Origin of the sequence: Azospirillum sp. CT11-132 (assembly GCF_047302835.1) — a bacterium.
GTDB lineage: Bacteria > Pseudomonadota > Alphaproteobacteria > Azospirillales > Azospirillaceae > Azospirillum.
The window spans coordinates 472,114-495,605 of the sequence record NZ_JBGLZA010000009.1 but is presented as its reverse complement, the minus strand read 5'-3'; the positions used below and the strand labels follow the sequence as shown (position 1 = coordinate 495,605).

General features: G+C 63.1%; 23 protein-coding genes and 1 riboswitch. Of the genes, 9 read left to right on the top strand and 14 right to left on the bottom strand.

Annotated features, from left to right (window positions below; translation table 11 throughout):
* The first annotated feature begins 12 nt into the window (after positions 1-12).
* The 3 genes from ACCD06_RS33975 to ACCD06_RS33965 all read left to right on the top strand — a co-directional run bounded on the left by ACCD06_RS33975 (position 13) and on the right by ACCD06_RS33965 (position 3,607).
* Positions 13-1,200: a urate hydroxylase PuuD gene (locus ACCD06_RS33975; RefSeq protein WP_413346863.1), complete on the top strand. Its 1,188-nt coding sequence runs from the start codon at positions 13-15 to the stop codon at positions 1,198-1,200.
* Between the two features lie 258 nt (positions 1,201-1,458).
* Positions 1,459-2,793: a guanine deaminase gene (guaD, locus tag ACCD06_RS33970; RefSeq protein WP_413346861.1), complete on the top strand. Its 1,335-nt coding sequence runs from the start codon at positions 1,459-1,461 to the stop codon at positions 2,791-2,793.
* Between the two features lie 26 nt (positions 2,794-2,819).
* Positions 2,820-2,945: riboswitch (yybP-ykoY riboswitch) on the top strand.
* Between the two features lie 83 nt (positions 2,946-3,028).
* The gene (locus tag ACCD06_RS33965; RefSeq protein WP_109156202.1) at positions 3,029-3,607 is read left to right on the top strand and encodes a manganese efflux pump MntP family protein; all 579 of its coding nucleotides are present in this window, start codon (positions 3,029-3,031) and stop codon (positions 3,605-3,607) included.
* A 72-nt stretch (positions 3,608-3,679) separates the two neighbouring features.
* Here ACCD06_RS33965 and ahpF read toward each other — a convergent pair whose 3' ends face one another.
* Together ahpF and ahpC are read right to left on the bottom strand one after the other, a co-directional pair.
* The gene (ahpF, locus tag ACCD06_RS33960; protein ID WP_413346859.1) at positions 3,680-5,275 is read right to left on the bottom strand and encodes an alkyl hydroperoxide reductase subunit F; all 1,596 of its coding nucleotides are present in this window, start codon (positions 5,273-5,275) and stop codon (positions 3,680-3,682) included.
* Between the two features lie 398 nt (positions 5,276-5,673).
* A complete protein-coding gene (gene ahpC / locus ACCD06_RS33955; protein ID WP_085092243.1) occupies positions 5,674-6,237 on the bottom strand; it encodes an alkyl hydroperoxide reductase subunit C in 564 nt (187 codons plus the stop codon).
* A gap of 237 nt (positions 6,238-6,474) precedes the next feature.
* Between ahpC and ACCD06_RS33950 the strand changes: the two genes are divergently transcribed.
* Positions 6,475-7,386 carry a hydrogen peroxide-inducible genes activator gene (locus tag ACCD06_RS33950; RefSeq protein ID WP_413346856.1) on the top strand — a complete coding sequence of 304 codons (912 nt, stop codon included), beginning with the start codon at positions 6,475-6,477 and terminating at the stop codon, positions 7,384-7,386.
* A gap of 100 nt (positions 7,387-7,486) precedes the next feature.
* Complete coding sequence (locus tag ACCD06_RS33945; protein ID WP_109156199.1) at positions 7,487-8,395, top strand: prephenate/arogenate dehydrogenase family protein; 909 nt, start codon at positions 7,487-7,489, stop codon at positions 8,393-8,395.
* Between the two features lie 23 nt (positions 8,396-8,418).
* Here the strand turns inward: ACCD06_RS33945 and pobA are convergent, their stop codons facing one another.
* Positions 8,419-9,618: a 4-hydroxybenzoate 3-monooxygenase gene (gene pobA / locus ACCD06_RS33940; RefSeq protein WP_413346854.1), complete on the bottom strand. Its 1,200-nt coding sequence runs from the start codon at positions 9,616-9,618 to the stop codon at positions 8,419-8,421.
* A gap of 161 nt (positions 9,619-9,779) precedes the next feature.
* Between pobA and ACCD06_RS33935 the strand changes: the two genes are divergently transcribed.
* The 3 genes from ACCD06_RS33935 to ACCD06_RS33925 all read left to right on the top strand — a co-directional run bounded on the left by ACCD06_RS33935 (position 9,780) and on the right by ACCD06_RS33925 (position 12,475).
* Positions 9,780-10,760, top strand: a complete 981-nt coding sequence (locus ACCD06_RS33935) for a helix-turn-helix domain-containing protein (protein WP_413346852.1) — start codon at positions 9,780-9,782, stop codon at positions 10,758-10,760.
* Positions 10,761-10,790: 30 nt separating this feature from the next.
* Positions 10,791-11,627 (top strand): serine O-acetyltransferase, encoded by an 837-nt coding sequence (gene cysE / locus ACCD06_RS33930; protein ID WP_413347013.1) that lies wholly within the window; start codon positions 10,791-10,793, stop codon positions 11,625-11,627.
* A 98-nt stretch (positions 11,628-11,725) separates the two neighbouring features.
* A complete protein-coding gene (locus ACCD06_RS33925) occupies positions 11,726-12,475 on the top strand; it encodes a DUF3750 domain-containing protein (protein WP_247871571.1) in 750 nt (249 codons plus the stop codon).
* 405 nt (positions 12,476-12,880) lie between these two features.
* Here the strand turns inward: ACCD06_RS33925 and ACCD06_RS33920 are convergent, their stop codons facing one another.
* Both ACCD06_RS33920 and ACCD06_RS33915 read right to left on the bottom strand, forming a co-directional pair.
* Complete coding sequence (locus ACCD06_RS33920; RefSeq protein WP_413346850.1) at positions 12,881-13,753, bottom strand: DUF4435 domain-containing protein; 873 nt, start codon at positions 13,751-13,753, stop codon at positions 12,881-12,883.
* A complete protein-coding gene (locus tag ACCD06_RS33915) occupies positions 13,750-15,105 on the bottom strand; it encodes an AAA family ATPase (RefSeq protein ID WP_413346848.1) in 1,356 nt (451 codons plus the stop codon). Before ACCD06_RS33915 ends, ACCD06_RS33920 begins: the two co-directional genes overlap by 4 nt.
* Before the next feature lie 601 nt (positions 15,106-15,706).
* Between ACCD06_RS33915 and ACCD06_RS33910 the strand changes: the two genes are divergently transcribed.
* A complete protein-coding gene (locus tag ACCD06_RS33910; protein ID WP_413346846.1) occupies positions 15,707-15,940 on the top strand; it encodes a hypothetical protein in 234 nt (77 codons plus the stop codon).
* A gap of 71 nt (positions 15,941-16,011) precedes the next feature.
* On the opposite strand, the gene ACCD06_RS33905 is transcribed toward ACCD06_RS33910, so the two are convergent.
* The 9 genes from ACCD06_RS33905 to ACCD06_RS33865 form a co-directional block, all read right to left on the bottom strand.
* Complete coding sequence (locus ACCD06_RS33905) at positions 16,012-16,752, bottom strand: hypothetical protein (RefSeq protein ID WP_413346844.1); 741 nt, start codon at positions 16,750-16,752, stop codon at positions 16,012-16,014.
* Between the two features lie 242 nt (positions 16,753-16,994).
* Positions 16,995-17,228, bottom strand: a complete 234-nt coding sequence (locus ACCD06_RS33900) for a hypothetical protein (RefSeq protein ID WP_413346842.1) — start codon at positions 17,226-17,228, stop codon at positions 16,995-16,997.
* 89 nt (positions 17,229-17,317) lie between these two features.
* On the bottom strand, positions 17,318-17,743 hold the full coding sequence (locus ACCD06_RS33895) for a cell wall hydrolase (protein WP_413346840.1): 426 nt from the start codon (positions 17,741-17,743) through the stop codon (positions 17,318-17,320).
* A 160-nt stretch (positions 17,744-17,903) separates the two neighbouring features.
* Positions 17,904-18,362, bottom strand: coding sequence for a hypothetical protein (locus ACCD06_RS33890; RefSeq protein WP_413346838.1), 459 nt, complete (start codon positions 18,360-18,362; stop codon positions 17,904-17,906).
* A 134-nt stretch (positions 18,363-18,496) separates the two neighbouring features.
* A complete protein-coding gene (locus ACCD06_RS33885) occupies positions 18,497-19,378 on the bottom strand; it encodes a glycosyltransferase (RefSeq protein ID WP_413346836.1) in 882 nt (293 codons plus the stop codon).
* A 125-nt stretch (positions 19,379-19,503) separates the two neighbouring features.
* On the bottom strand, positions 19,504-19,998 hold the full coding sequence (locus ACCD06_RS33880) for a DUF4376 domain-containing protein (RefSeq protein WP_413346834.1): 495 nt from the start codon (positions 19,996-19,998) through the stop codon (positions 19,504-19,506).
* Between the two features lie 8 nt (positions 19,999-20,006).
* Positions 20,007-21,176, bottom strand: a complete 1,170-nt coding sequence (locus ACCD06_RS33875; protein ID WP_413346832.1) for a hypothetical protein — start codon at positions 21,174-21,176, stop codon at positions 20,007-20,009.
* A complete protein-coding gene (locus ACCD06_RS33870; protein ID WP_413346830.1) occupies positions 21,176-21,943 on the bottom strand; it encodes a hypothetical protein in 768 nt (255 codons plus the stop codon). Before ACCD06_RS33870 ends, ACCD06_RS33875 begins: the two co-directional genes overlap by 1 nt.
* Position 21,944: 1 nt before the next feature.
* The gene (locus ACCD06_RS33865; protein ID WP_413346828.1) at positions 21,945-23,489 is read right to left on the bottom strand and encodes a hypothetical protein; all 1,545 of its coding nucleotides are present in this window, start codon (positions 23,487-23,489) and stop codon (positions 21,945-21,947) included.
* Positions 23,490-23,492 lie beyond the last annotated feature (3 nt).

Below are 23,492 nucleotides of genomic sequence, written 5' to 3'. Positions count from 1 at the left end.
AGCGTGCGCGCGATGGAGCCCATCCTGTGGGAATGGATCAACGCCCTGGCGCGGTGGCTGCACGTCATCACCGCCATCGCCTGGATCGGATCGTCCTTCTACTTCATCCATCTCGACGCTTCGCTGCGCCGCCGAGCGGGGGCGCCGGCCGGGACGGCGGGCGATGCGTGGCAAATCCACGGCGGCGGCTTCTACCACATGACCAAATACATGGTCGCCCCGCCGCAGCTGCCGGAGGATCTCACCTGGTTCAAGTGGGAATCCTACGCGACGTGGCTCAGCGGCTTCTTCCTGATGTGCGTGCTGTATTATCGCGGCGCCGACCTGTTCCTGATCGACCAGGACGTGATGGCGCTCAGCCATTGGCAGGCGGTGGCGATCAGCGTCGGCGCGCTGGTGGCGGGCTGGGTCGCCTATGACCTGATGTGCAAGTCGCCGCTGGGCCGCAATGACGGTGCGCTCGCGATTGCCGGCTTCGTGATGCTGGTGGCGACGGCCTGGGCGATGACCAAGGTCTTTAGCGGGCGCGGCGCCATGCTGCAGGTCGGCGCGCTGATGGCGACGATGATGGCCTGCAACGTCTTCATGCTGATCATCCCCAACCAGCGCAAGACGGTGGCCGCCATGCTGCGCGGCGAGACGCCGGACCCGTCGCTGGGCAAACAAGCCAAGCAGCGGTCTCTGCACAACAACTACCTGACGCTGCCGGTCGTCTTCCTGATGCTGTCCAACCATTACCCGCTGGTCAGCTCCACCCGCTACAACTGGGTGATGGTGGCGCTGGTGCTGGTGGTCGGCACGGCGATCCGCCACTTCTTCAACAGCCGCCATGCCGGCAAGCCGACGCCCTGGTGGACCTGGGGGGTGGCCGCCGCCGGCATGCTGGCCTGCGCGTGGCTCAGCACCATGGGGCCGGCGAATGTCGGCACCGCTGCCGCCGCGCCGGTCAAGGTTGGCTTCAATCAGGTCGAGGAGATCGTCTCCACCCGCTGCAGCATGTGTCACGCCGCCCAGCCGGTGTGGGAGGGCGTCGCCACCCCGCCGCGCGGCGTCGTGCTGGAGGGTGACGGCATCCGCCGCCATGCCGAGCAGATTCGGCTCCAGGCCGGCTTCAGCAGCGCCATGCCCCCCGCCAACGTCACCGGAATCACCCCGCAGGAACGCGCGGTGTTGGCGGCGTGGTCGGGGGAACCGAAATAACCCTCTCCCGCCTCTCGCACAAACTTCGTTTGTGCTGACGGCGTCAGGCGGATCGAAGATCCGCTGAGAGCCCCGGGAGGGGGGAGGGGCCCGCCGCGAAGCGGTGGGAAGGGTGAGGGGTGATCCAAGGAGCCATGCGGTTCATTATACTTGGAATCCCCCTCACCCTCCCCACTTCGTGGGTCCCCTCCCTCTCCCGGGGCGGGAGAGGGCACTGTCCGCACCGCAAATTTGATACTTATCGCCAGTTGGATCCCCATGCCCGACCAAACCATCGTTTCCGCCATTCGTGGGCGCCTGCTCAGCTTCCATCGCCCGCCCGCCGGGCCGGGGGACTTCGATTGCCTGACCTATCACGAGGATGGGCTGCTGCTGGTCGGGACCGACGGGCGGATTCTGGAGGTCGGGGACTGGGCGAACCTGCGCGGCCGGGTTCCGGAGGGGGTGGTGGTCGACGACCACAGCGGCAAGCTGGTGCTGCCGGGCTTCATCGACACCCACATCCATTTCCCCCAGACCCAGGTGATCGCCTCCTACGGCGCCCAGCTGCTCGACTGGCTGGAGAAATACACCTTCATCGAGGAACAGCGCTTCGCCGATCCGGCCCACGCCGCCGCCAATGCCGCCTTCTTCATGGATGAGCTGCTGCGCAACGGCACGACGACGGCGGTGGTCTACGGCTCGGTCCATCCGCAGTCGGTCGACGCCCTGTTCGCGGAGGCCGAGGCGCGCGGCGCCGGGATGATCGCCGGCAAGGTGATGATGGACCGCCACGCGCCCGCCGCCCTGACCGATACGGCCGACGGCAGCTATCGCGACGGCAAGGATCTGATCGGCCGCTGGCACGGGCGGGGGCGGCAGCGCTATGCGGTGACCCCGCGCTTCGCCATCACCTCGACCGAAGCGCAGCTGGAGGCGGCCGGCGCGCTGCTGCGCGAGCATCCCGGCGTCCACATGCAGACCCATCTGTCGGAGAACACCGACGAGATCGCCGAGGTGCGCCGCCTGTTCCCCGGCGCCCGCGACTACACCGACGTCTATGACCGCTTCGGGCTGCTGGGGCCGACCTCGCTGTTCGGCCACTGCATCCATTTGTCGGAGGCGGAGATGGGCCGGCTGTCGGAAAGCGGGTCGGTCGCCGTCTTCTGCCCGACCAGCAACCTGTTCATCGGCAGCGGCCTGTTCGACCTCGACGCCTTGTCGAAGCCGGAGCGGCCGGTGCGCACCGCCATCGCCACCGATGTCGGCGGCGGCACCAGCTATTCGATGCTGCGCACGGCGGCGGAGGCCTACAAGGTGCTGCAGCTGCGGCGCCAGAACCTGCCGGCGCTCGCAGCATTGCATTGGATGACCCGCGGCAATGCCGAGGCTCTGGGCATGGCCGACGAGGTCGGCAGCCTGGAGCCCGGCCGCTGGGCCGACCTCGTCGTGCTCGACCCCGCCGCCACCCCGGCTATGCGACATCGCATGAACGCGGTGAATGGCGATCTGGAGGAGGAGTTGTTCATCCAGGTGACGCTGGGCGACGACCGTTCGGTGGCCGCCACCTACCTGCGCGGCCGCATCTCGCACCTGCGGCAATCGGGCGCTTGACCCAATCCCCCAGTCCTTGTAGGAGTTCCCCCGTCATTGGGGAGTAGCCACCCGCCGGCGTTTGGATTCGGTGGGGTTCGCGTCAACAGACTTGGACGGTTCCGGCCTCCGGCCGCTACCGCCATGGCGCGCACGGCGGCCAGAGGGCCGACCCGGCGAGACCAGTGGATCGGGCATCTCCGCGGCCAGCCGGAGTCCGTCCGATTCCACTGTGTTGTCTGGCCCGGGAATAGCCATGATCGCCACGTCCCTCGCGCTTGCCTTCAGCCTTTCAATGGATAGCTTCGCCGCCGCTCTCGGCCGCGGGGCCTGCTCGCGCCGGTCCGGCCTGCCTGAGGCGGTGCGCGTGGGCGCGGCCTTCGGCGTCTGCCAGTTCGCCATGCCGCTGGTCGGCTGGGGCATCGGCATCGCCTTCGCCAGCCTCGTGGAAACGGTCGATCACTGGATCGCCTTCGGCCTGTTGCTGGCGGTCGGCGGCGCGATGCTGCGCAACGCCATCATGGACGGCGATGACGAGAGCGAGGAGGATTGCGGCCCGGTGCGCAGCGTGCGCGCCGAATGGCTGGCCCTGCTGACCACCGCCGTCGCCACCAGCATCGACGCCGCCGCCGTCGGCGCGGGTCTGGCGCTGGTCGACGTGGACATGGTGACGACCTCGGCGCTGATCGGCGCGGTGACCTTCGCGGTGGCCTTCGGCGGCGTGCTGATCGGCAAGGCCGCCGGCAACCATCTGGGCCGCTGGGCGGAAATGGCCGGCGGCGTGGTGCTGATCGGCCTGGGCGCAAAAATCCTGCTGGAGCATACGCTGGGGTGACACAGTCACCCATCCCGACCCCTACGGGAGAATCCCCCTCTCCCCGGCGGGGAGAGGGGACTTCTACCGTCTTTACTCCGCCGCGATGGTCTCGCGCGCGGGTTCCTCGGCAGGCACCGTGCGGATCAGGTGGTCGAAGGCGGCGAGTGCGGCCTTGGCCCCTTCGCCCATGGCGATGACGATCTGCTTGAACGGCACCGTCGTCGCGTCGCCGGCGGCGAAGACGCCGGGCAGCGAGGTCTGGCCGCGGTTGTCCACCTCGATCTCGCCGCGCGGGGTCAGCGCCAGCGTGCCCTTCAGCCATTCGGTGTTCGGCACCAGACCGATCTGCACGAAGATGCCTTCCAGATCGACCCGCTTCAGCTCGCCGCCGGTGCGGTCCTTGTAGGACAGGCCGACGACCTTGTTGCCGTCGCCATGCACCTCGGTGGTCTGGGCCGAGAGGATGACGGTGACGTTGGGCAGGCTGTGCAGCTTGCGCTGGAGCACCGCGTCGGCACGCAGCTGGCTGTCGAACTCGATCAGCGTGACGTGCGAGACGATGCCGGCGAGGTCAATCGCCGCCTCGACGCCGGAGTTGCCGCCGCCGATCACCGCCACGCGCTTGCCCTTGAACAGCGGGCCGTCGCAGTGCGGGCAGTAGGCGACACCTTTGTTGCGGTATTCCGCCTCGCCCGGGACATTCATCGAGCGCCAGCGGGCGCCGGTCGACAGCACCACCGTGCGCGACTTCAGCGAGGCGCCGCTGGCCAGCTTCACCTCGATCAGGCCGCCTTCCTGGGTGGCCGGGACCAGGGCGATGGCGGTCTGCAGGTTCATCACGTCGACCTCATAGTCCTTGACGTGCTGTTCCAGCGCCGCGGCCAGCTTCGGCCCCTCGGTGTGGGAGACGGAGATGAAGTTCTCGATCGCCATGGTGTCGAGCACCTGACCGCCGAACCGCTCGGCTGCGACGCCGGTGCGGATGCCCTTGCGGGCGGCGTAGATGGCGGCCGCGGCACCGGCGGGCCCGCCACCGATCACCAGCACCTCGAACGGGGCCTTGGCCTTGATCTTCTCGGCGGCGCGGGCGACGGCGCCGGTGTCCAGCTTGGCGACGATCTGCGCCACGTCCATCCGGCCCTGGGCGAAAGGCTCGCCGTTCAGGAAGACGGTGGGGACGGCCATCACCTGACGCTGCTCGACCTCCTGCTGGAACAGCGCGCCGTCGATGGCGATATGCTTGATCCGCGGGTTCAGCGCGCTCATCAGGTTCAGGGCCTGGACCACGTCCGGGCAGTTCTGGCAGGACAGCGAGAAATAGGTCTCGAAGCGGAAATCGCCGTCGAGGTTGCGGATCTGCTCCAGCAGCTCCTCCGACTCCTTCGACGGGTGGCCGCCGACCTGCAGCAGGGCCAGAACCAGCGAGTTGAACTCGTGACCCATCGGCAGGCCGGCGAAGGTGACGCTGATGTCGGTGCCGTTGCGCTTGATGGCGAAGGAGGGCCGGCGCTCGTCGGCGCCGTTGCGGTCCAGCGTGATCTTGTCGGACAGCGACGCGATGTCTTCCAGCAGGCCCAGCATCTCCTGCGACTTCGCGCCGTCGTCCAGCGACGCCACCAGCGTGATCGGGTTGGTGATGCGCTCCAGATAGGCCTTCAACTGCGTCTTCAGATTGGCGTCCAGCATGGCTTTCGTTCCCAACGTCTCGTGTCCGGGGCGGATCGCCTGCGCGGAATCGCGGCGGTCCGGGCGGAGAAATGGTGGCCCGAGTCAAAAGAGCCGGTCGGGCGGGCGGTCTGGTTTTGAAACAGTGAAGAGTTTGAAACGTCATCGTCCTCCCCGCGCAGGCGGGGATCCAGGCTTTGCAAGGACTGCGACAAAGAGCGCGCCTGGGTGCCCGCCTTCGCGGGGATGGGGAAACCGATGACGGACCCTGATGGCGGGGAGGCTTTGAAAGCCGGCCCGCAAGATCTCGCCCTGTGACCTGTCGGCCCCAAGGGTACTGCAACATATGTCCGCCGGAGCGGGGTGGGAGCCGGCCGAAGCCGGCCCCCGATCCTTGGGATTTCCCTTGCGGGAGACCCTTAGATCTTGCCGACGAGGTCGAGCGACGGGGCGAGGGTCTTCTCGCCTTCCTGCCACTTGGCCGGGCAGACCTCGCCCGGGTGGGCGGCGACGTACTGGACGGCCTTGATCTTGCGCAGCAGTTCCTTGGCGTCGCGGCCGACGCCGCCGGCGGTGATCTCGACGATCTGGATCTTGCCGTCCGGGTCGACGACGAAGGTGCCGCGGTCGGCCAGACCGACTTCCTCGATCAGGACCTCGAAATTGCGGCTGATGGCCAGCGTCGGATCGCCGATCATGGTGTAGTTGATCTTGCCGATGGCCGGCGAGGTGTCGTGCCAGGCCTTGTGGCAGAAGTGGGTGTCGGTCGAGACGCTGTAGATCTCGACGCCCAGCTTCTGGAATTCGGCGTAGTTGTCGGCCAGATCCTCCAGCTCCGTCGGGCAGACGAAGGTGAAATCGGCCGGATAGAAGAACACGACCGACCACTTGCCCTTCAGGTCGGCGTCGGTCACGTCGATGAACTTGCCGTTCTTGAACGCGGTCGCCTTGAAGGGCTTAATCTCGCTGTTGATCAAAGACATTTGTGTTCTCCGATGAGGTGCGATGAATGGTTGTCGCCTCGATCTCCGGCCGGGGGCCGTGACATGCCCGACTTAGTGCGGCGCACCGGGTCGAACAAGAGGGCCTGCCTTGTGGCCAGGGGAGGGGGCGATGTTCCCGTGTCCCGTTGACCCGTGGAGGAATACGGGAAATCTGTTATCAAGAGAAGTAGAAAATACCAATTGGATTGATCGATAAAACCGATTACATAATCCGGCATGAAACCGCTCCCCACCCTGCGCCAGCTCCGCTATCTCGTCGCCGTCGTCGACCGCTGCCATTTCGGGCAGGCGGCGGAGGCCTGTCTCGTCAGCCAGTCGACGCTGAGCGCCGGCTTGCAGGAGCTTGAGGATCTGCTGGGCGCCACGCTGGTGGAGCGCACGCGCCGCTCCGTGCTGCCGACCCCGCTCGGCCGCGAGATCGCCGAACGGGCGCGGCAATTGCTGAAGGGGGCGGAGGAGCTGGTGGACATCACCCGCTCGGCCGCCGACCCGATGTCGGGTGCGCTGCATCTGGGCGTGATCCCGACCATCGGCCCGTTCCTGATCCCCCGCGTGATGCCAGCCCTGCGCGAGACCTTCCCGCGCCTGCGGCTCTATCTGCGCGAGGATCAGACGGCGCGGCTGCTGGAACAGCTGAACGCCGGCAAGCTGGATGCGGCGCTGCTGGCCTTGCCCTATCCGATGGGCGATCTGGAGACGGAAGACATCGCGGAGGACCGCTTCTCCTTCGTCTGCCCCACCGGCCACCGGCTGAGCGCCGGCGATCCGGCCGAGCCGGTGACGGTCCCGTCGGAGGATCTGCTGCTGCTGGAGGACGGCCACTGCCTGCGCGACCATGCCATGGCCGCCTGCGCGCTGGACGCCACGCCGCACAACACCGCCTTCGAGGGCACCAGCCTGCACACGCTGGTTCAGATGGTGGCGAACGGGCTTGGGGTGACGCTGCTGCCGCAGATGGCGGTCGATTCGGGCATCCTGCGCGGGTTGGATCTGGCGGTGCGCCCGCTGGCCGGCGGCCGGCCGGGGCGGCGGATCGCGCTGGCCTGGCGCCGCACCTCCGGCCGGAAGGAGACCTTCCAGCGGCTGGCCGAAGCGCTCAGGGCGGAGATGACACGGAAGGAGGGGTGACGGACTGTGCGATAAAGTATCGCTTGGTCCGGCGGGCGCGAGGTGGTTTAAACGGGACGGTTTTTCGCCCGTTCACTCCGCTTTCGGGACACCCCGCGTCATGTCCATCACCGACACCGTTCCCGCTCCTGGCCCCCTGTTCGACCGCGTCGCCATCATCGGCATCGGTCTGATCGGTTCCTCCCTGGCACGGGCGCTGGCGGAGTATGGGATCGCGCGGCAGGTCGTCTGCGCCGACCGCAGCGCCGAGGCCTGCGCCAAGGCGCTGGAGTTGGGCATCGTGGCGGAGGCCTCCACCGATCCGGCAACCGCACTGGCCGGTGCCGATCTGGTGATTCTGTCGACTCCCGTGGGCAGCTACGCCGCGGTCGCCGAGGCCATCGGGCCGCTTTTGCAGCGCGGGACCATCGTCACCGATGTCGGCTCGGTCAAGCAGGCGGCCCTGCGCGACATCGGGCCGCACCTGCCCGACGGCGTCCACCTGATCCCCGGCCACCCGGTGGCGGGCACCGAGCATTCGGGTCCGGAGGCCGGCTTCGCCACCCTGTTCCAAGGCCGCTGGTGCATCCTGACCCCGCCGACCGGGGCAGACCGCCATGCGCTGGAGCGGGTGACGGAGCTGTGGCGCCGCGTCGGCTCCACCGTCGAGATCATGGAGGCCAGCCACCATGACCGCGTGCTGGCCATCACCTCGCACCTGCCGCACCTGATCGCCTACACCATCGTCGGCACCGCGTCGGACCTGGAGGAGGACACCAAGTCCGAGGTCATCAAGTTTTCCGCCGGCGGCTTCCGCGACTTCACCCGCATCGCCGCCAGCGATCCGGTGATGTGGCGCGACGTGTTCCTGAACAACCGCGAGGCGGTGCTGGAAATCCTGCAGCGCTTCACCGAGGATCTGACGGCGCTGCAGCGCGCCATCCGCTGGGGCGAGGGGCAGCAGTTGCAGGACCACTTCACCAAGACCCGCGCCGTGCGCCGGGGGATCATCGACGCCAAGCAGGCGTAACGGGCGGGCGCGCCGGCGGGTTTTCATTCCATCGGCAACCCCACATAATTCTCCGCCAGCGCCGTCATGGCGGCGCGGGAGTGGACCAGATAGTCCAGCTCGGCCAGATGCACGCGCTGCTCGAAGGGCGATTCCGCCTCGTTCCGGTGCAGCATGGTGGTCATGGACCAGGAGAAGCGCTCCGCCTTCCAGATCCGCCGCAGGCAGGTGGCGCTGTAGCCGTCCAGCCCCGCGGTCGTGCCGGATTTGTAGTAGGCGGTCAGGGCGCGCGACAGCACCAGCACATCGGCGACCGCCAGGTTCAGGCCCTTGGCGCCGGTCGGCGGCACGATGTGGGCGGCGTCGCCGGCGATGAACAGCCGGCCATGCTGCATCGGGTCGCAGACGAAGCTGCGCATGGCGATGATGCCCTTCTGGAAGACCGGCCCCTCCGTCAGCGTCCAGCCATTCCCGTCCTCAAGCCGGCGGTGCAGTTCGGACCAGATGCGGTCGTCGGACCAGTTGGCGATGTCGTCCTTGGGATCGACCTGGATGTAGAGCCGCTGGACCTCCGGCGAGCGGGTGCTGAGCAGGGCGAAGCCGCGTTCGTGGTTGGCGTAGATCAGTTCGGGATGCGACGGCGGCGCCTCGGTCAGGATGCCGAGCCAGCCGAAGGGATAGACCATCTGGTATTCGGTGCGCGCCGCGGCCGGGATCGCCTGCCGGCTCGGTCCGTGGAAGCCGTCGCAACCGGCGACGAAGTCGCAGCGCAGCTCCTCCAGCGGGCCGTCCGCGCCGCGGCGGAACTGCACGCGCGGCGTCTTGCCCTCCAGATCGAGGAACCGCACGTCGGACACGCCGAACAGGATGGTGCCGCCATCCTCCAGCCGGGCGGAGACGAGGTCGCGGATCACCTCGTGTTGGGCATAGACGGTGACGCGCTTGCCGCCGGTCAGTTCCGCCATGTCGATGTGGTGGCTGCGGCGGTCGAAGCGCAGTGTGATCCCGGAATGGAAATGGGCCTCGCGCATCATGCGGTCACCCAGCCCCATGTCGTTCATCAGGTCGACCACCCATTGCTCCAGCACGCCGGCGCGGATGGTGCCCTCGATCTCCTCGCGGCTGCGGTGTTCCAGGATCACCGACTCGATGCCCTGGCGGTGCAGCAGATGGGACAGGAACAGACCGGCCGGACCGGCGCCGATGATGGCGACCTGGGTGCGGGTCGATTTGGTAGGGTGCATGTCTCTCGCCCTCCTTGGGGACCATGGGCAGGCGTGCTTTTGCTAATTGTTGCCTACACCAATCATTTGCATTCATGCTATTCCCGGAGGCGGAGGGCCGGACATAGACGAACCGGCGAAAGACTTGTACTTTTCATCGCAAGCTTGCCGGAGCCCGTGCGATGTCCGCCCATCCCAGCCACAGCGCCGAACCCATTCCCCGCTATTGGCTGTACGGCGAGCCGCCGGCGATGCCGGAGCTGCGCTTCGTCCATATCGAGACGATCCCGGAGCGGATGCGCTTGTACAATTGGGAGGTCCGCCCCCACCGCCACGACGGTCTGAGCCATGCCCTGCTGGTCACGGAAGGCGGCGGGCGGCTGACCGCGGACGGGGTCGAGGTGGCCTTCCGCGCCCCGGCGCTGATCGTCGTGCCGGCGCAGGTGGTGCATGGCTTCCGCTTCGATCCCGGCACCGACGGCCATGTGCTGACCATGTCGGAGGGGTTCCTGGCCGGTGTGCTGGCCGCCGCACCGGAGGCGGAACTGCGCGACGCCCCGGCCCTGCCGCAGGCCTGGGACTTGAAAGCCGGATCGGACGAGGCGGCGGCGCTCGATCGTTGCTTCGGCGAGATCAGGCGGGAGTTCCGCGCCCACCACATCGGCCGGGCCAGCGCGATTTCGGCGCAGGTGATGCTTCTGCTGGTCGCCACCGCGCGGCTGGCGGCCGACCGGCGGCACGACGTGGCCGGGCGGAGCGGGCAGGGGGTATCGGCCGACTTGCGGCTGCTCGCCCGGCTGCGGCCGATGATCGACGAGCGGTTCAGCCAGCATTGGCCGGTGGAGCGCTATGCCGTCGCGCTGGGCGTCACACCCGGCCGGCTGAACGCCGCCTGCCGCCGGGTCACCGGCCTGTCGACCCTGCAGCTGGTCCATGCCCGGCTGATGCTGGAGGCCCGCCGTTCGCTGATCTACACCAGCCACGGCATGGCGGAGATCGGCTATGCCCTGGGCTTCGAGGATCCGGCCTATTTCTCGCGCTTCTTCACCAAGCGCGAAGGGCGGTCGCCGCAGGCTTTCCGCCGTGCGCATGGCGATGGTGGAACGGGAAGCAGCCTTGACGGCAACGGCCTTGACCGGACCGGGGGCCGCTCACCACAGTAACAGCCTTGTTTGCGGGAAAGGGTGATGGCGATGGACAGCCTGGACGTCACGATGCGCGAGGCGGCCGAAACGGTCGAACAGTCGCTGTGGCGCAGCCTGCGCGCCGACGCCGCCCGCGTGGCGGAGGAGGAAAGCGGCCTCGCTCCCTACCTCTACGACGCGGTGCTGGCGCGCGACGGCTTCGGCCCGGCGCTGGCGGCCCTGCTGGTGCGCAAGCTGGCCGACCGCGCCATGCCGGAGGACCGGCTGGCCGCCGTGGTGCGCGACGCCATGGAGTCCGACCCGGCCATCGTCGAGGCCGCCGCCGCCGACCTTGCCGCCATCCTGGCGCGCGACCCGGCGGCCGACGGCTGCCTGACGCCCTTCCTCTATTTCAAGGGCTACCACGCGCTGCAATGGCACCGCGTCGCCCACTGGCTGTGGCGGGGCGGCCGGCACGACCTTGCCCATTTCCTGCAAAGCCGGGTGTCGGAGGCCTTCGCCGTCGACATCCACCCGGCGGTGCCGGTCGGGCGCGGCGTGTTCATCGACCACGGCACCGGCGTGGTGATCGGCGAGACGGCCGTGATCGGCAACGACGTGTCGATCCTGCAGAACGTCACGCTGGGCGGCACCGGCAAGGAGCATGGCGACCGCCATCCCAAGGTGCGCGACGGCGTGCTGCTGTCGGCCGGGGCCAAGGTGCTGGGCAACATCACCATCGGCGCCCACGCCAAGGTCGGCGCCGGCAGCGTCGTGCTGAAGGACGTCCCCGGCTGCGCCACCGTGGCCGGCGTGCCCGCCAAGGTCGTCGGCTGGTGCCGCGACGAGCCGGCGCCGGCACTGACCATGGACCAGAGCCTGCAACAGGGCGACTACAGCATCTGAGCGGCCTCTTCCGCGCTGTCCCTCCGCTGTCACCGGAAATCCGCCGTCGCAATGACTACATGGAAGGCGGGCGGTAATAGGGCGCGAGGGCCGTGAGGGTGCTGCTGGCATTTCTGTTGACGCTGGTCCTGCTGCTGGCCGGACCGGTGTTCCTGCTTGCCTCCGGCGCGGTGCCGACGGCCGTCGACTGGAGCCGCATCGACCGCAGCCCGGTGGGCCTCGCCCCCGACGCGGCGATGACGCCGGAGGCGGTGGTCCAGGTCTATGCCGCCCGCGTCCTGTCCTGGCGCGGCGCCTTCGGCGTGCATCCCTGGTTCGCGGTGAAGCCGGCCGGCGCCCGCAGCTATACGGTCTACGAGGTGATCGGCTGGCGCGCCTATCGCGGCCTGTCGGTGGTCTCTGTCAGCAACCGCGACCCCGACGGTCGTTGGTTCGGCGCGCAGCCCACCCTGTTGGGCGAACTGCGCGGTCCCGCCGCCGAAACCGCCATCCCCAAGATCGCCGAGGCCGCCGCCAGCTATCCCTATGCCGGCGAATACCGCGTCTGGCCCGGCCCCAACAGCAACACTTTCGCCGCCTGGGTCGCCCGTGCAGTCCCGGAACTGCGGCTCGACCTGCCATCGACCGCGCTGGGCAAGGATTACCTGGGCCGCGGCGTGTTCGCGCGGGCGCCGAGCGGCACCGGTTGGCAGATCAGCCTGTTCGGCGTCGCCGGCCTGCTTCTGGCGCTGGAGGAGGGGCTGGAGGTGAATTTGCTGGGGCTGACGGTGGGAATCGACCCGCTGGACCTTGCAGTGAAACTGCCGGGGATCGGGCGGGTGAGATGGTCAGAGTCCGAGCCGCTTTAAGAAGAGCGAAAGAACTTGATGATACGCGGGAAGAGTATGGTCAGTTGGCTTGACCGAAGCACACCATCCAGACCTTGAACTTCGAAGGGAGGATGGTGCCCAGGGACGGAGTCGAACCGCCGACACGGGGATTTTCAGTTGGAGCGCTCCCAAGCTCTAGCAAGCACTTGGGAGCGTTTGCTCTGGAAAACATCCCACTGGTACCTATACCCAGAGACAGAATTGAGCCGCTGGCACAGGGATTTCCCGCCTCTGGAAATTCACGCTGCCTGCTCCCAGATCAGCGGGTGACAGATATCCCAAGCCCCTATCAGTCACGGTAGGTGTGGAAGTACCCCGGGGATATGGGGGCAGAGCCCCCATGCTTGAAAATTTGAGAGTGGAAGGCTTCAAACGTAATTCGTATCAATCCTTCTTACCGCTCTCTAGTTCTCGGAACAATGCCTTTTGCAAATTCATATCAGCATCAAGGCGACAGTGGCGGGCCAAGCGGGGCTTAATCTGATCCTTCGTATCGTTAAGCCTAACCTTGGACTTGAGGTGCTCAAACAGGAGCGGAAGAATGTAATCTTTTCCGCTCATGTAGTTTAATGGGCGACCTTTCCAGCCGGTCATCAGCTTCAATATTTTGGACTTTTCCTCTCTAAATGAGTCGCTCCCGATTTCTTTAACTATCCGGCGAGTCAGATCGCGCATTCGCGCATAGATCTTATGCCTGCAAAGCACTTTTTCGCGTGGAGATTTCATTAACATAAATACTGAGTATGAGATTGTCTCAATTCCCAAGTTTTTTTTGTGAACAATCGCGTACAAAATAAAAAGAGGTAACAGATCTTTCTCAATATTTGAGAAAGTCTGTTCTAGATTTAGTTGGGCCCGCACTGTCCCTCTCTCTAGATTACAGGCGCAGTCAAAAGCAATTTCTTCAAGCGCATCTTTACATATTAATAGGTTTTCTGAACAATAAGTGCCAAGGCGATATAGATAGCGCAGTGAAGCTAGCTTCCTGCCTGTGAAATGATCCATATCGCCGTCGATTATGTAGATTTTTGGCTGGCTCGACGGAGCTTGGTCGGTTGCGCACTTTAGTAGAACACTTGCACGAGTTCCAACCTGATGAACACGGGCAAGGCGCGCACGCCCATCGAGCATACGCCGGAACAAATTCTCGTACAACGCGCGCGTTGATGTATCCTCGACGTAAATGTCGATATCATTATACGCTTGATAAAGGTATGCGTAAGCGGTCTTCGCTTTATCAGAATACGCGATGGTCATTGGTGCACCTTAGGCTCAACACAATAATTAGTGCGGTCTAGGATGATTGATGGGCTGTGTGTTGATAGTATTATTTGCAGGTCCGGCTTCGCTGTTCTAAGCGCATCAACAAATATCTCCTGCCATCTTATGTGCAGAGAGAGTTCTGGTTCATCAATTATCAGTACGCTGGCCGCTGCATTTTTTGCATTAAAGAATAGTTGCGCTAGTATGACAAATACATGGCTCTCGCCAGACGATAGAGTTGAAACATCATCTCTAAATTTCTCGTTGATTTGTACATACATATACCCCTCAGCGGAAAATTTGATTCTTTTTCCGCTGTCCGCCAAGAACGAATCGACGGTATCTATAAAGCTCTGTATGGTTGAGAAACTTTCTATTCGCTTTCTGTTGTAAGACTCGACATGCTTGATGATTGCGTTGATGCGCGATTCTTGTGGCCGCATAGAAAACCAAGCGTACACAGCGTTTTGTACGTTCTGATCGGGATTAGCAATGGCACGATCAAGGTTTTTCGTGCGAGGTAGCCGATGAACAGTCTCGATCATATTATCAAAAAATGGCCGAACATGTTCATCAATCTGTTTTGCATCAATACCGATAGAACTCAGCGTCCGAAACACAAGCTCATAGTTCTTTTCCAGCGTCGTGATGTAAGATTTCGAAGGTAGACTCCGCATCGTCTCATCGGCAGACTTCATCTTGTGCATGAAGGCCGATAGAACGATATTCTGGCGCAATGCATCGGCCAGCCCTTTCTGCTGTGCTAAGATCGTCCTGTATGCTCTCTCCGCCAATTCCTTTGCGTCATTCATACTCTCGTAGAGGTTTCCTGTAACCAATCCACGAATACGACGCTGTAAACGAGGGCGTCTAGGGTCGTCCATGGCTAATGTTTCGTCGCGGCGCTCCAATCCCAAGAACATTGGTGTCGGCAAGCTACCAATGAACTCTCGAACAGGATTCTTTGCATTAGAGTTTTCTACTTCTGCAACGTATTCCTCCCAGCGCTCACGGAAGCGCATAGGGCTCTCAAATGCATCGCGCTTGATGAGAGGGATAACCAGCGGATCGCGGCAATAGGAGTGCCGTAAGGATATTGTAGAAGCTGTCCTCTCCGATCTAATATAGTAAGTCTTGCCGTCGTGCTCAAAGTCAACTCTTAGATCTTTGTGCTCAGTATCTAACAAGAACCCAATGTGTGGCTGCAACAATGCCAGCATACAGCGAATAGTTGTTGTTTTTCCCTTGCCATTAATTCCAGTTATGAAGGTCAGTTCAGGGCCGAACTTCACGCTAAGGTCAAGGTGGCCGTATATTTTCTTACCTGAAAAGCTAAGAATGCGCATAGTGGCGCCCGCGTCTGTCGTAAAGGGCGGAACCTATATCATATGATGCACCGCCGATGGAACATCCGTGTAATCATTATATCTACCTGTCACCATACCCCGTTATGCACACCAAACCATATATGCAGTCCGCTCCTGCGCCTACAAACTATGCTACGTCTGATTGCTGCAGCGTGCAGAGGAAGATATCTGCGAACAGCTGTGTCTGGGCGTGTTTCGACAATATGGATCACTGAATTTTTCTTGTTTTTGATCAATGCGTTAGCCCGTGCGTTTCGAACGGGTTTCGAAAACCATCCGACAGGGGTTGACCGTCCATGCCCGCTGCGCTTCCATGCGGAAGAGAACGCATGAGGAACGCCGTGGGGACGAAGCGCTTCGATTGTGTCGGGGATTTCCAACGGCACGGGGTGCCCATCGCCGTGCTGTGCCGATCCTGCGGGAAATATACGGAGGTCGACCCCGCGACGCTTATCCTGCGCCCCAAGACGTTCAACAGGCACCCATCCGCCCTGCCGTGGCGGTGCTCGCGGTGCGGCGCGACGGGGAGCAAGATCGCGGTGGGTTACGATGCTCGGATGAACAGCCACAAGGCAGTGCCATGAACACGACTGCGATGCGGTTCTATGGGGTGAAGGGATTCCCAGAAGACACCGATGCGCCAACGATGGTCCTTCAGGTCCGCGCCCGCTCGCCAGAGCGAGCTATCGAACTGGCGGCAGCCCGCCCCATGGTCGCCGGCATGCGATTGGAAGCCGTGGACATTGGGTGCGGACTGCCGGTGGAAGGCGTCTATTACGAAGGCTCATGGCCGTGGCCGGGCCGGAAGAAGTAGGCGGCGGGGCAGTTGTTCGAATTGCATAGGTGGGCCCCCTCACTGGGAGCCCCATATTCATATCAAGTGGTTCAATCAGCCAAGGTCGCGGTGTCTTTCGGTCCTTGCACTGGCTTAGGATTTCCGCCGAACTCGCTGTGGAATGCGCGCAAGCTGCTGTTGTCTGTGAATGCGAATATAGAATTATCACCTGAATAGAAATGAGAGCAACTAAACCTGTTGGCTGTTACCCAGTTATGTATGATCTGGAGGTCGTCTATTTTTTTATTGAAGACTATCGTGGAGGAATTGCTGAGAATGGCTTCTTTCATCTCGTCTTTTTTGGCTTGCATGCCAATGTATATGCTGTGTTCTTTTTTCGTCACCCTTCGTCCGACTAAAACATAAACATATATATTTTTGTCTTTTATGGCGTTTCCGCGGTTATAGCGCGTTGGATTTGCAACATTCATCCTAGCGTCATTCTGCGCCCACCTGATAAGACGCTCTTCTACTTTTCCGGCCCAATTATGGCTCGTTGTTTTGTATATGAGGTACATTTTGAAGTATATGCCACCGGACTTAAGGGGGTATTTATGATGATGGTACCGTCTCTTATCGACGCTCCCCTCTCCGGTTATTCCAATCCTAATGCGCGGTCCTGTTGATTTTACGAGGTTATGATTTCCGAAAGATGATTTTGAGAAGATTTTTTGTATGAAGCTCGGCGGAGCTACCTTTGCTATCACTGATTTAACGTCATCATCGATAGCATGGTATCCTCCGGTGATGCAGTGGGTATCATCTATTTCTGTGGTTTTCATGCCGGTCATTGCGCACTCCTTGAATTGAGAAATTCGATTATTAAAAATATATAGGCAATGTTATGAGCGTAATTGCCGCAATCGCGGATGTTGTAGCTAAGAAGAAATTACTCGAAAGGAGTGCGGGGGAGTGCGCTTTACAAAGCGCCTTAGGACACCCATCAAGACCCAGAACGGTCTGAGGCAGGCACAACGGCTTTAGTAGGCCGAACATAGGCTCTGACAGGCGCCCTGAGGTGCTTACAGACCTATCAGCGGGGGCTTGCCGGGTCTTTCGCCAGCGTCGCCACCGCCCCCAGGACGGATAAGCCGATGCCCAGCCATCCCTGACCGGACGAAGCCCCTTGGGCAGCGGCATCGGCAACACTGGCCGCCGCCGTCACCCAAGGGGACGATGCGATCACGCTGGCACCGCCCAGGATGCTGGCAAGACCGGCATAGGTGGCGGGTTCCTTCAGGCGCTGGGTATTGAAAGCGAACTTCATTGGTTCTGCCCCTCCTTTGGGCATCAAAAACGCCGCACGGCGAGATGCCGGCGGCGGAACGGTGGATCAGCGGTGTGGGCTGAAAGGGACTACTTCAGCTCCAGCCGGAAGAAGCGATGGTTGCCGATCACGGCCACGGGCTTCTTGCCGCCCGACCAAGACGGGGTCACCCCGGCGGTGTGGTAGTGATCAGCGCCGTTGGTGACATCCACCAGCCGGCCGGACAGCAGCGTGTCGGCAATCTCCAGCGCGGCGCGATAACTCGAGTCGCGGTCGGTCACCGCCAGCAGCTTGGCCCGGTTCGGATCGTCCGCCAGCCAGCAGGAAAACTGATAGGGCTTCAGGCACACGGTGATGGGCGAGCTGCCCCACCAGCGCGGATTGCGCGCCCGGTTCTGGACGACGCAGGCGACGGCGGCCATGCCGTTGCGGCCTTCGCCGCGCGCTTCTCCCCAGAGGGTGCGGGCGATCACATCCCGCGCCGTCATGGCGGGGAGCATAGGAGACTGGGTCATGGTCGAATTCCTTTACTGACGGGACGGAGGGCCAAGCCGGAGAAAGCCGGCGGACATGCCTCTGCTGGCGGCGAGAACGAGGCGGGCCAGCGTGAGACGGGCAAGGGCTTCATCCCCGCCGCACTCCGCCAGCACGCGCGCGGCGAGCTGCTGCGCGGCATCAGGCGGCAGAGGCATGGTCCACCTCGACTTCGGGAAGGGGGCGCGGGGCCATGGCGCGGAGCGCGGCCACGTCGATGCCGAAGGCCCCGAGCTGATCGACCAGAGCGGCGATGATCCGGCTCTTCTCTTCGTCGCGGTGCTCCAGCCCAACGACCTGCGCTTCCAGAAGGTCGACCTTGCGGGCGAGCGCAGCATTCTCTCCGCGCAGCCGCTCTTCGCGCCGAGTCGCGCCACCACGCATGGTGGCGTAGGCATCGGCCAACGGCCGGGCGGCCCGCGGCAGCGCCTGCACCACGGTAACGAGGACGAGCACGACGGCAGCCAGGGCGGCGAGGAAAGCGACGCCCAGCACCAGCTCCAGCGCCACCACTGCAGTGCCGCCGCGCTCCAGCAGATCAAGGAAGCGGTCAAGCTGCCCGGCTAACTGGTCGACCGGCGGCGGGTCAACTGCCGCCATGGCCGCACTGCACGTCACCAGCACGGAGCCGCCATAAGTAATTGCCCGAATATTCAAGATGTCCTCCGAGCATGAAAAAGGCCGCTCAAAGGCGGCCGAGTTGGATAGGGGTTGGAGTGTTGTCGCGGGCTGATTTAACCGCCCAAGATTTTGAGCATTGACCTTGCGCAAATTTCATCCGTGGCATGCTCTAGCACCCACGATCTGGGACGGAACTTATGAGAATAATCTTTGAAGTCATTCACTAGTTCAGTCAGCACATTCAACCCTCTCCAACGAATGCCGGTTAGGTCCGTCAAATACGGGCATGAAGTGGATGGAGCGGTGTGACCAAGATACTCCCAGCTGCCAATGTCCCAAACTAACGTAGGAACGTTCATGGACCATGCTTCAGTAAGCGCCAACCCCTGACTCTCCGACCTGCTAAGAAATATAGCAAAATCGGATATCTCGAGGGCGGCTTTGAATTGATCAGCAGTGTATGAACCGTAGTTCACAATTACTGGAATGTATTTTGCGTCGAGCAAAATTCTTACGATCTGCGAAACAGATTCATCGGCAACACTTTTCTGATATATAGTGACAAAACCTTTTGCATTATCCGAAGAAGGCGCCCAATGATTGTGATCAACGCCACACATCCATAGTGAAATCCTCCCTCTCAAGGATGGAGACATCTCAAGATGATAATCAGCAACCCATTGAGATGGGACCACGCACGTATCTACGCCGTGGTGGCATAAAATGCCGTCGTACTCTGTCGGCAGCACAGCAATGTTAGGGCCAGCCACTAGCCTTCTTATTCCAATACTTGAGCGGAGGCTGACGAGTTCTCTTAACCTGTCAACTCCGGCGAGCACCCAGACATACTGTGAAGATTCAATTGCCGGGTCAGGATCAAGGACAAAATTCTGGCCAATCGCCCGTAATCCGCGAACAACACTTGATGTAACACCAGCATGCCCTCCAGTGCCACCGGTATGAATGGAAATAGGATACGAACGCTCGATATACACAGAAACCCTCCAACTAATGGCTGCGTAGAAAAATCATATGGATCTTCAATCTGCAACTCTTTCGTTAAAGGAGGGGCAGTCACTTGGTCGTACCCACTGGCACCATCAACACCGACCCCGGATGCTCAATCCGGCCAGCCGGCCGCGATATCGATAGCCAGCACCTCAGCCACCGTCTCGGCCGCATCGATGGCAGCAATCAGGTCCAACTCGCGATCAAAACATGCCTGGACATGGTCGGAAACCGCATCGCCGATCGCGATCACCTGGGCGCTGGTCAGGGTGATTTCCGTGCCGTCGCTTCCCTTCCAGCGATGGAGGCGGTTCGGATATTTCTCGGCTGTCCGGTACTTCCCATTCAGCAGAGTTTTGGATCTGTCGTCGGTGGCGATCACAGCACCGTCGGGCATCGTTTTGCCACCGCACTCGCGCTCCCACCGTATGGCGGCGAGCGCCTCCTTGCGGGCCGCCCGCAACTCGTCCAGCGGAATCGGCTCCACGCCCCGCACTCGGACGATCCGACCATTTTCGGGATCCGGCGTGTCGGTGAAGGTGGCAGCTGGGCGGTGGGTGGACCAATCCACGCCAGCCGGGAACATCTCGAAAATGTGTTCAGACATGGCGGACCTCACGGAATCTGGTTGTAGCCGGTGGCAGGCGTGTATGACCAAGACGACTGCGCACACCGCACGGTCATTTGCTGGCCATTAAGGAGCGAAATGGCCGGGTATAGCGTCGGGCTGCCGGTAATAGTGAATGCCGGATTGGCGCCGGTCGCAGGATCACCACCATTCAGCATCGTGCCATCAATGGAGAACCACCCCTTAACCGACGACAGGGTTGTTGCATCGACATGCAGCCCCACCACCTTCCCAGCCGCTCCCCACTGGGGCGACCAGTTGCTGGTGATTGAGCCGTTCTGCGACAGAGTTCCCTGATCAGTGAGTGACCAACCGCCCGCCCCGCCGATGTTCCCAACAGACGCCATAAGGACGGTGGACGACACCAGCCCAAGGAATGATCTTGCTGGAGAAGGGTCAGTCACGTCTTGGCGGGCCTCAAGGTAGAATTTTCCTTGGGGAATAGATGAGTTCAACCGAACAGACGCCCATACACCCGCTGAGTTGACCGCGGTCGCATTGTTGTTGCTCAGAGCGATGTTGGCGTCTTTGTTTGCCGGGTCGAGTGCGGCGCTGCTGGTGAATGTGGCGCCAATGACCAACCAACCGCCGCTCCCATTGGCAACAAGCCAGACGCTTGCGAATGGCCCCAAGGCCAACGATGCACGACCGTTGATCGTGTCGGTGCCATTGGGCGCGACAGCGATCCAGCCGGTGGAAACGTTGCAAACCCCGATGATAAAGCCGTTCCCAGCCGCCACAGAGGATAGCAGGGACAGCGTCCATGTGCCCGAGCACGGGATCACCTTGCCAACGTCGGCGACCGTGACGGAGTAAGCCGCCGTCTTTGTCGTCGCAGCCGGCATGGACACCGCCCCGATTGCGGACGCCGGCAGCGTCACGAAGACATCCTTGGTGCCGACACCCCAAGAGACAGCCGCGCCGCTGTTGCTGGACGCCAGGATGCTGTCGCGCGACAGTGAGCCGGGAGAGCCAGCGGTATAGGTGCCGATGCCAGTTTCCCAATTGGTCCCATCGGCGATGCAGTAATAGACTTGGTTGCCGGAGCTGAAGGCTTGGGCAAAGGTCTGGAAGCCTGACACCGTTCCCGACAGGGCCACAGAGCCGGTGCCGGTGCTGGTCGTGGTCTGTTTGACCCTGTCTTTCACAAGGGGCATTACAGTCTCTCCGTGATGGCGAAGGCGTTTGAGTGGTAGCGGGGCAGATCGCGGCGGGGACGCTGCAGGTCTTTGGCGATGCCCCAGATCGACACGTCGCCGGGGTTTGGGTCGCTGGTGTCGAAGATCACCAGCATGTCGTCGCTGTTGGCGCATAGGCGCTGCATCTCGCGGAGGTGCGTGCGCTCTTCCGCCAGTGTCACCACGCCCAGGGTGAAGGAGGTCGCCCGCGGGTTGCCGCGCCGGTCGATGAAGGTCTGCCCGGCACGGCCAACGGTCTGGGTGCTGAGGGGGGCCCGGCCGAACTCCAGCCCGACCGTTGGCCCGTACTGAGGCGTCCACAGCGGGCCGGCGAAGAGCCGGCCCCCCCGCACCTCCGGCACGCTGGGGTCGGTAAGGTAGAGCCGAACAGACCGCGTCGTGACCGGTGCCGGCAGGACGTGAATCAGATAGCCGAAGCGCGGGTCGACCTGTGCCGGCAGGTCGCCGCTGTCGTACAGATCGGTGCCGCCGGAGCTGTCCGATGCGGTCACCCGGCATCGGCCGGCAGCGGAATGGCTGCAGCCCATCAGGGCGACACAATCGATGGGCCGTGGCTCCGCCCAGGCCATGTTGATCCAGGCCGATGTCGTCAGCCCCGCCGACCAGCGGCGGGCCGGGTGCGGGTCGACCAGCAGGGTCACAGGCTTGGTGCCGACCTGTCCGGAAGCGGACAGCACGGCGGTGTCGGCATGGTTGATATAGCCGATCTTGAAGACGGTGTTCATATCAGGCCACCAGCACGGTGATTTCAGAGCGGGCGTCTTCGGCGTCTTCGGACAGGGCGGCGATCACAGCCAAGGCCCCGCCCTTCAGGCGCCAGCGGGGATAGTCGACCTGCACCACCTCACCCAGGTCTCGGGCGAAGGCCTGGGTGCCGAGCGTCAGGCGGTAGAAGCCGCGCGGCGCCTGCCACATGGCTTCCAGCTCGGCAGCCAGAGCAGCGGCATCGCTCCGGTCACGGAAGTAGCCGTCGATGGGCGCGGGGTCGCTGGGCTTCTGGTAGAAGGCCTTGGTGGTGCTGTTGATGACTTCAGCCAGCCGCTGCGCCTCGCGCAGCCACTTCTTGCGTTCCTCCGTCACCACGCCCGCGATGTCGGAGGCTTGCACCGTCCAGTTCCGGTCATAGCCGACGCGCCACCGCCAGGGCGGCGGCGTCACCTCGTTCGGCAGTTCCAGTGCCGTGGCGTTGACGATGTCGGCTTCCTCATAGGCTGCCATCACCGGACCGCTGGCGAGACGGAAGGAGCCGAGCGAGAACACGCCGCGCCGGCTGAAGCCGCCCCAGCCGACACAGCCGCGCAGCAGCAGCGCCACCACGTCGGCACAGGTCGAGTTGTCGTCAGGGGCGGCATAGAAGCCGACCGGCCGATGGAACTGCCACGGCGCGGCGGACAGATCGGCGACGCGCTCCACCGGCACCGCCGCGCGGTCCAGCAGCACATGCCCGACGATCTGGGCCGTGGTCTGAAGGAAGGCACCGCCGACCACTGCGCCCTTCACGTCGCAGGTGACCGCACCCTTTTCGCTGTCGTTGAGATATTCGACCCGGAACAGACCTGCCGCCACACAGGTGATGAAGCTGTTCGCCGGCACCGTGGCGGCGCGCAGGGCGGCAGCGGTCGGATAGTCCGGCCCCTTGTTCAGCGCGGCACCCCGCACATAGACGGCCGGGATGTCGGACACCCCGCCGCCGTGGACCATGAACAGCAGCTCGGCCGGGATAACGAAAGCGGGCGTGACGTTGTTCAGCCAGCCCAGCGCCACCGGCAGACGCTTGCCTTCCAGATCGGACGTGCCGTCCAGCCCGCCGGCACCGGAGAACGTCCGGCCTTCCAGCGACACTTCCAGCAGGAACTCCCAACCGCGGAGCTGGACGATCAGGCGTTCGTCGGTCGCATACCAGCCAGAGGCGGTGCCATCGAACAGAGTCACGAGATCGGCGAAGCGCCCGCCGGCTGCGCCAACGCGGATGGTCACGGGACGGCCGGCAACGTCGAAGTCGTGAACCAGGTCGTCATAAGTGCGCTCGACGTTGATCAGCTCGGCTTCGCCATAGGAGACGGCGACCGTGCCGCCCAGCAGGTCGGACAACAGAGACCGCTCCACCCGCAATGGCGACAGCAGCGTGCCCGGCATGATCACGTTCTCAGGGGTCTCGCCGAAGCCGGTCTCGAAATCCTCCGTCGCGGCATAGAGCGACAGGACGGCAGATGAAGCGGGCGCCTCAGCCGTGGTAGCCAGAGGCGCTTCGCTGAGGGAATGACCAAGCATGGC

Coding starts and splice junctions, on each gene's coding strand:
- pobA (WP_413346854.1), bottom strand. CDS start 9,618: ATGCACCCTACCAAATCGACCCGCACCCAGGTCGCCATCATCGGCGCC.
- ACCD06_RS33950 (WP_413346856.1), top strand. CDS start 6,475: ATGAAACCGCTCCCCACCCTGCGCCAGCTCCGCTATCTCGTCGCCGTC.
- ACCD06_RS33935 (WP_413346852.1), top strand. CDS start 9,780: ATGTCCGCCCATCCCAGCCACAGCGCCGAACCCATTCCCCGCTATTGG.
- ACCD06_RS33900 (WP_413346842.1), bottom strand. CDS start 17,228: ATGAAGTTCGCTTTCAATACCCAGCGCCTGAAGGAACCCGCCACCTAT.
- ACCD06_RS33975 (WP_413346863.1), top strand. CDS start 13: ATGGAGCCCATCCTGTGGGAATGGATCAACGCCCTGGCGCGGTGGCTG.
- ACCD06_RS33945 (WP_109156199.1), top strand. CDS start 7,487: ATGTCCATCACCGACACCGTTCCCGCTCCTGGCCCCCTGTTCGACCGC.
- ACCD06_RS33905 (WP_413346844.1), bottom strand. CDS start 16,752: ATGACCGGCATGAAAACCACAGAAATAGATGATACCCACTGCATCACC.
- guaD (WP_413346861.1), top strand. CDS start 1,459: ATGCCCGACCAAACCATCGTTTCCGCCATTCGTGGGCGCCTGCTCAGC.
- ACCD06_RS33870 (WP_413346830.1), bottom strand. CDS start 21,943: ATGAACACCGTCTTCAAGATCGGCTATATCAACCATGCCGACACCGCC.
- ACCD06_RS33890 (WP_413346838.1), bottom strand. CDS start 18,362: ATGGCGGCAGTTGACCCGCCGCCGGTCGACCAGTTAGCCGGGCAGCTT.
- ACCD06_RS33895 (WP_413346840.1), bottom strand. CDS start 17,743: ATGACCCAGTCTCCTATGCTCCCCGCCATGACGGCGCGGGATGTGATC.
- ACCD06_RS33880 (WP_413346834.1), bottom strand. CDS start 19,998: ATGTCTGAACACATTTTCGAGATGTTCCCGGCTGGCGTGGATTGGTCC.
- ACCD06_RS33875 (WP_413346832.1), bottom strand. CDS start 21,176: ATGCCCCTTGTGAAAGACAGGGTCAAACAGACCACGACCAGCACCGGC.
- ACCD06_RS33910 (WP_413346846.1), top strand. CDS start 15,707: ATGAACACGACTGCGATGCGGTTCTATGGGGTGAAGGGATTCCCAGAA.
- ACCD06_RS33965 (WP_109156202.1), top strand. CDS start 3,029: ATGATCGCCACGTCCCTCGCGCTTGCCTTCAGCCTTTCAATGGATAGC.
- ACCD06_RS33865 (WP_413346828.1), bottom strand. CDS start 23,489: ATGCTTGGTCATTCCCTCAGCGAAGCGCCTCTGGCTACCACGGCTGAG.
- ahpF (WP_413346859.1), bottom strand. CDS start 5,275: ATGCTGGACGCCAATCTGAAGACGCAGTTGAAGGCCTATCTGGAGCGC.
- cysE (WP_413347013.1), top strand. CDS start 10,791: ATGGACAGCCTGGACGTCACGATGCGCGAGGCGGCCGAAACGGTCGAA.
- ACCD06_RS33915 (WP_413346848.1), bottom strand. CDS start 15,105: ATGCGCATTCTTAGCTTTTCAGGTAAGAAAATATACGGCCACCTTGAC.
- ACCD06_RS33920 (WP_413346850.1), bottom strand. CDS start 13,753: ATGACCATCGCGTATTCTGATAAAGCGAAGACCGCTTACGCATACCTT.
- ahpC (WP_085092243.1), bottom strand. CDS start 6,237: ATGTCTTTGATCAACAGCGAGATTAAGCCCTTCAAGGCGACCGCGTTC.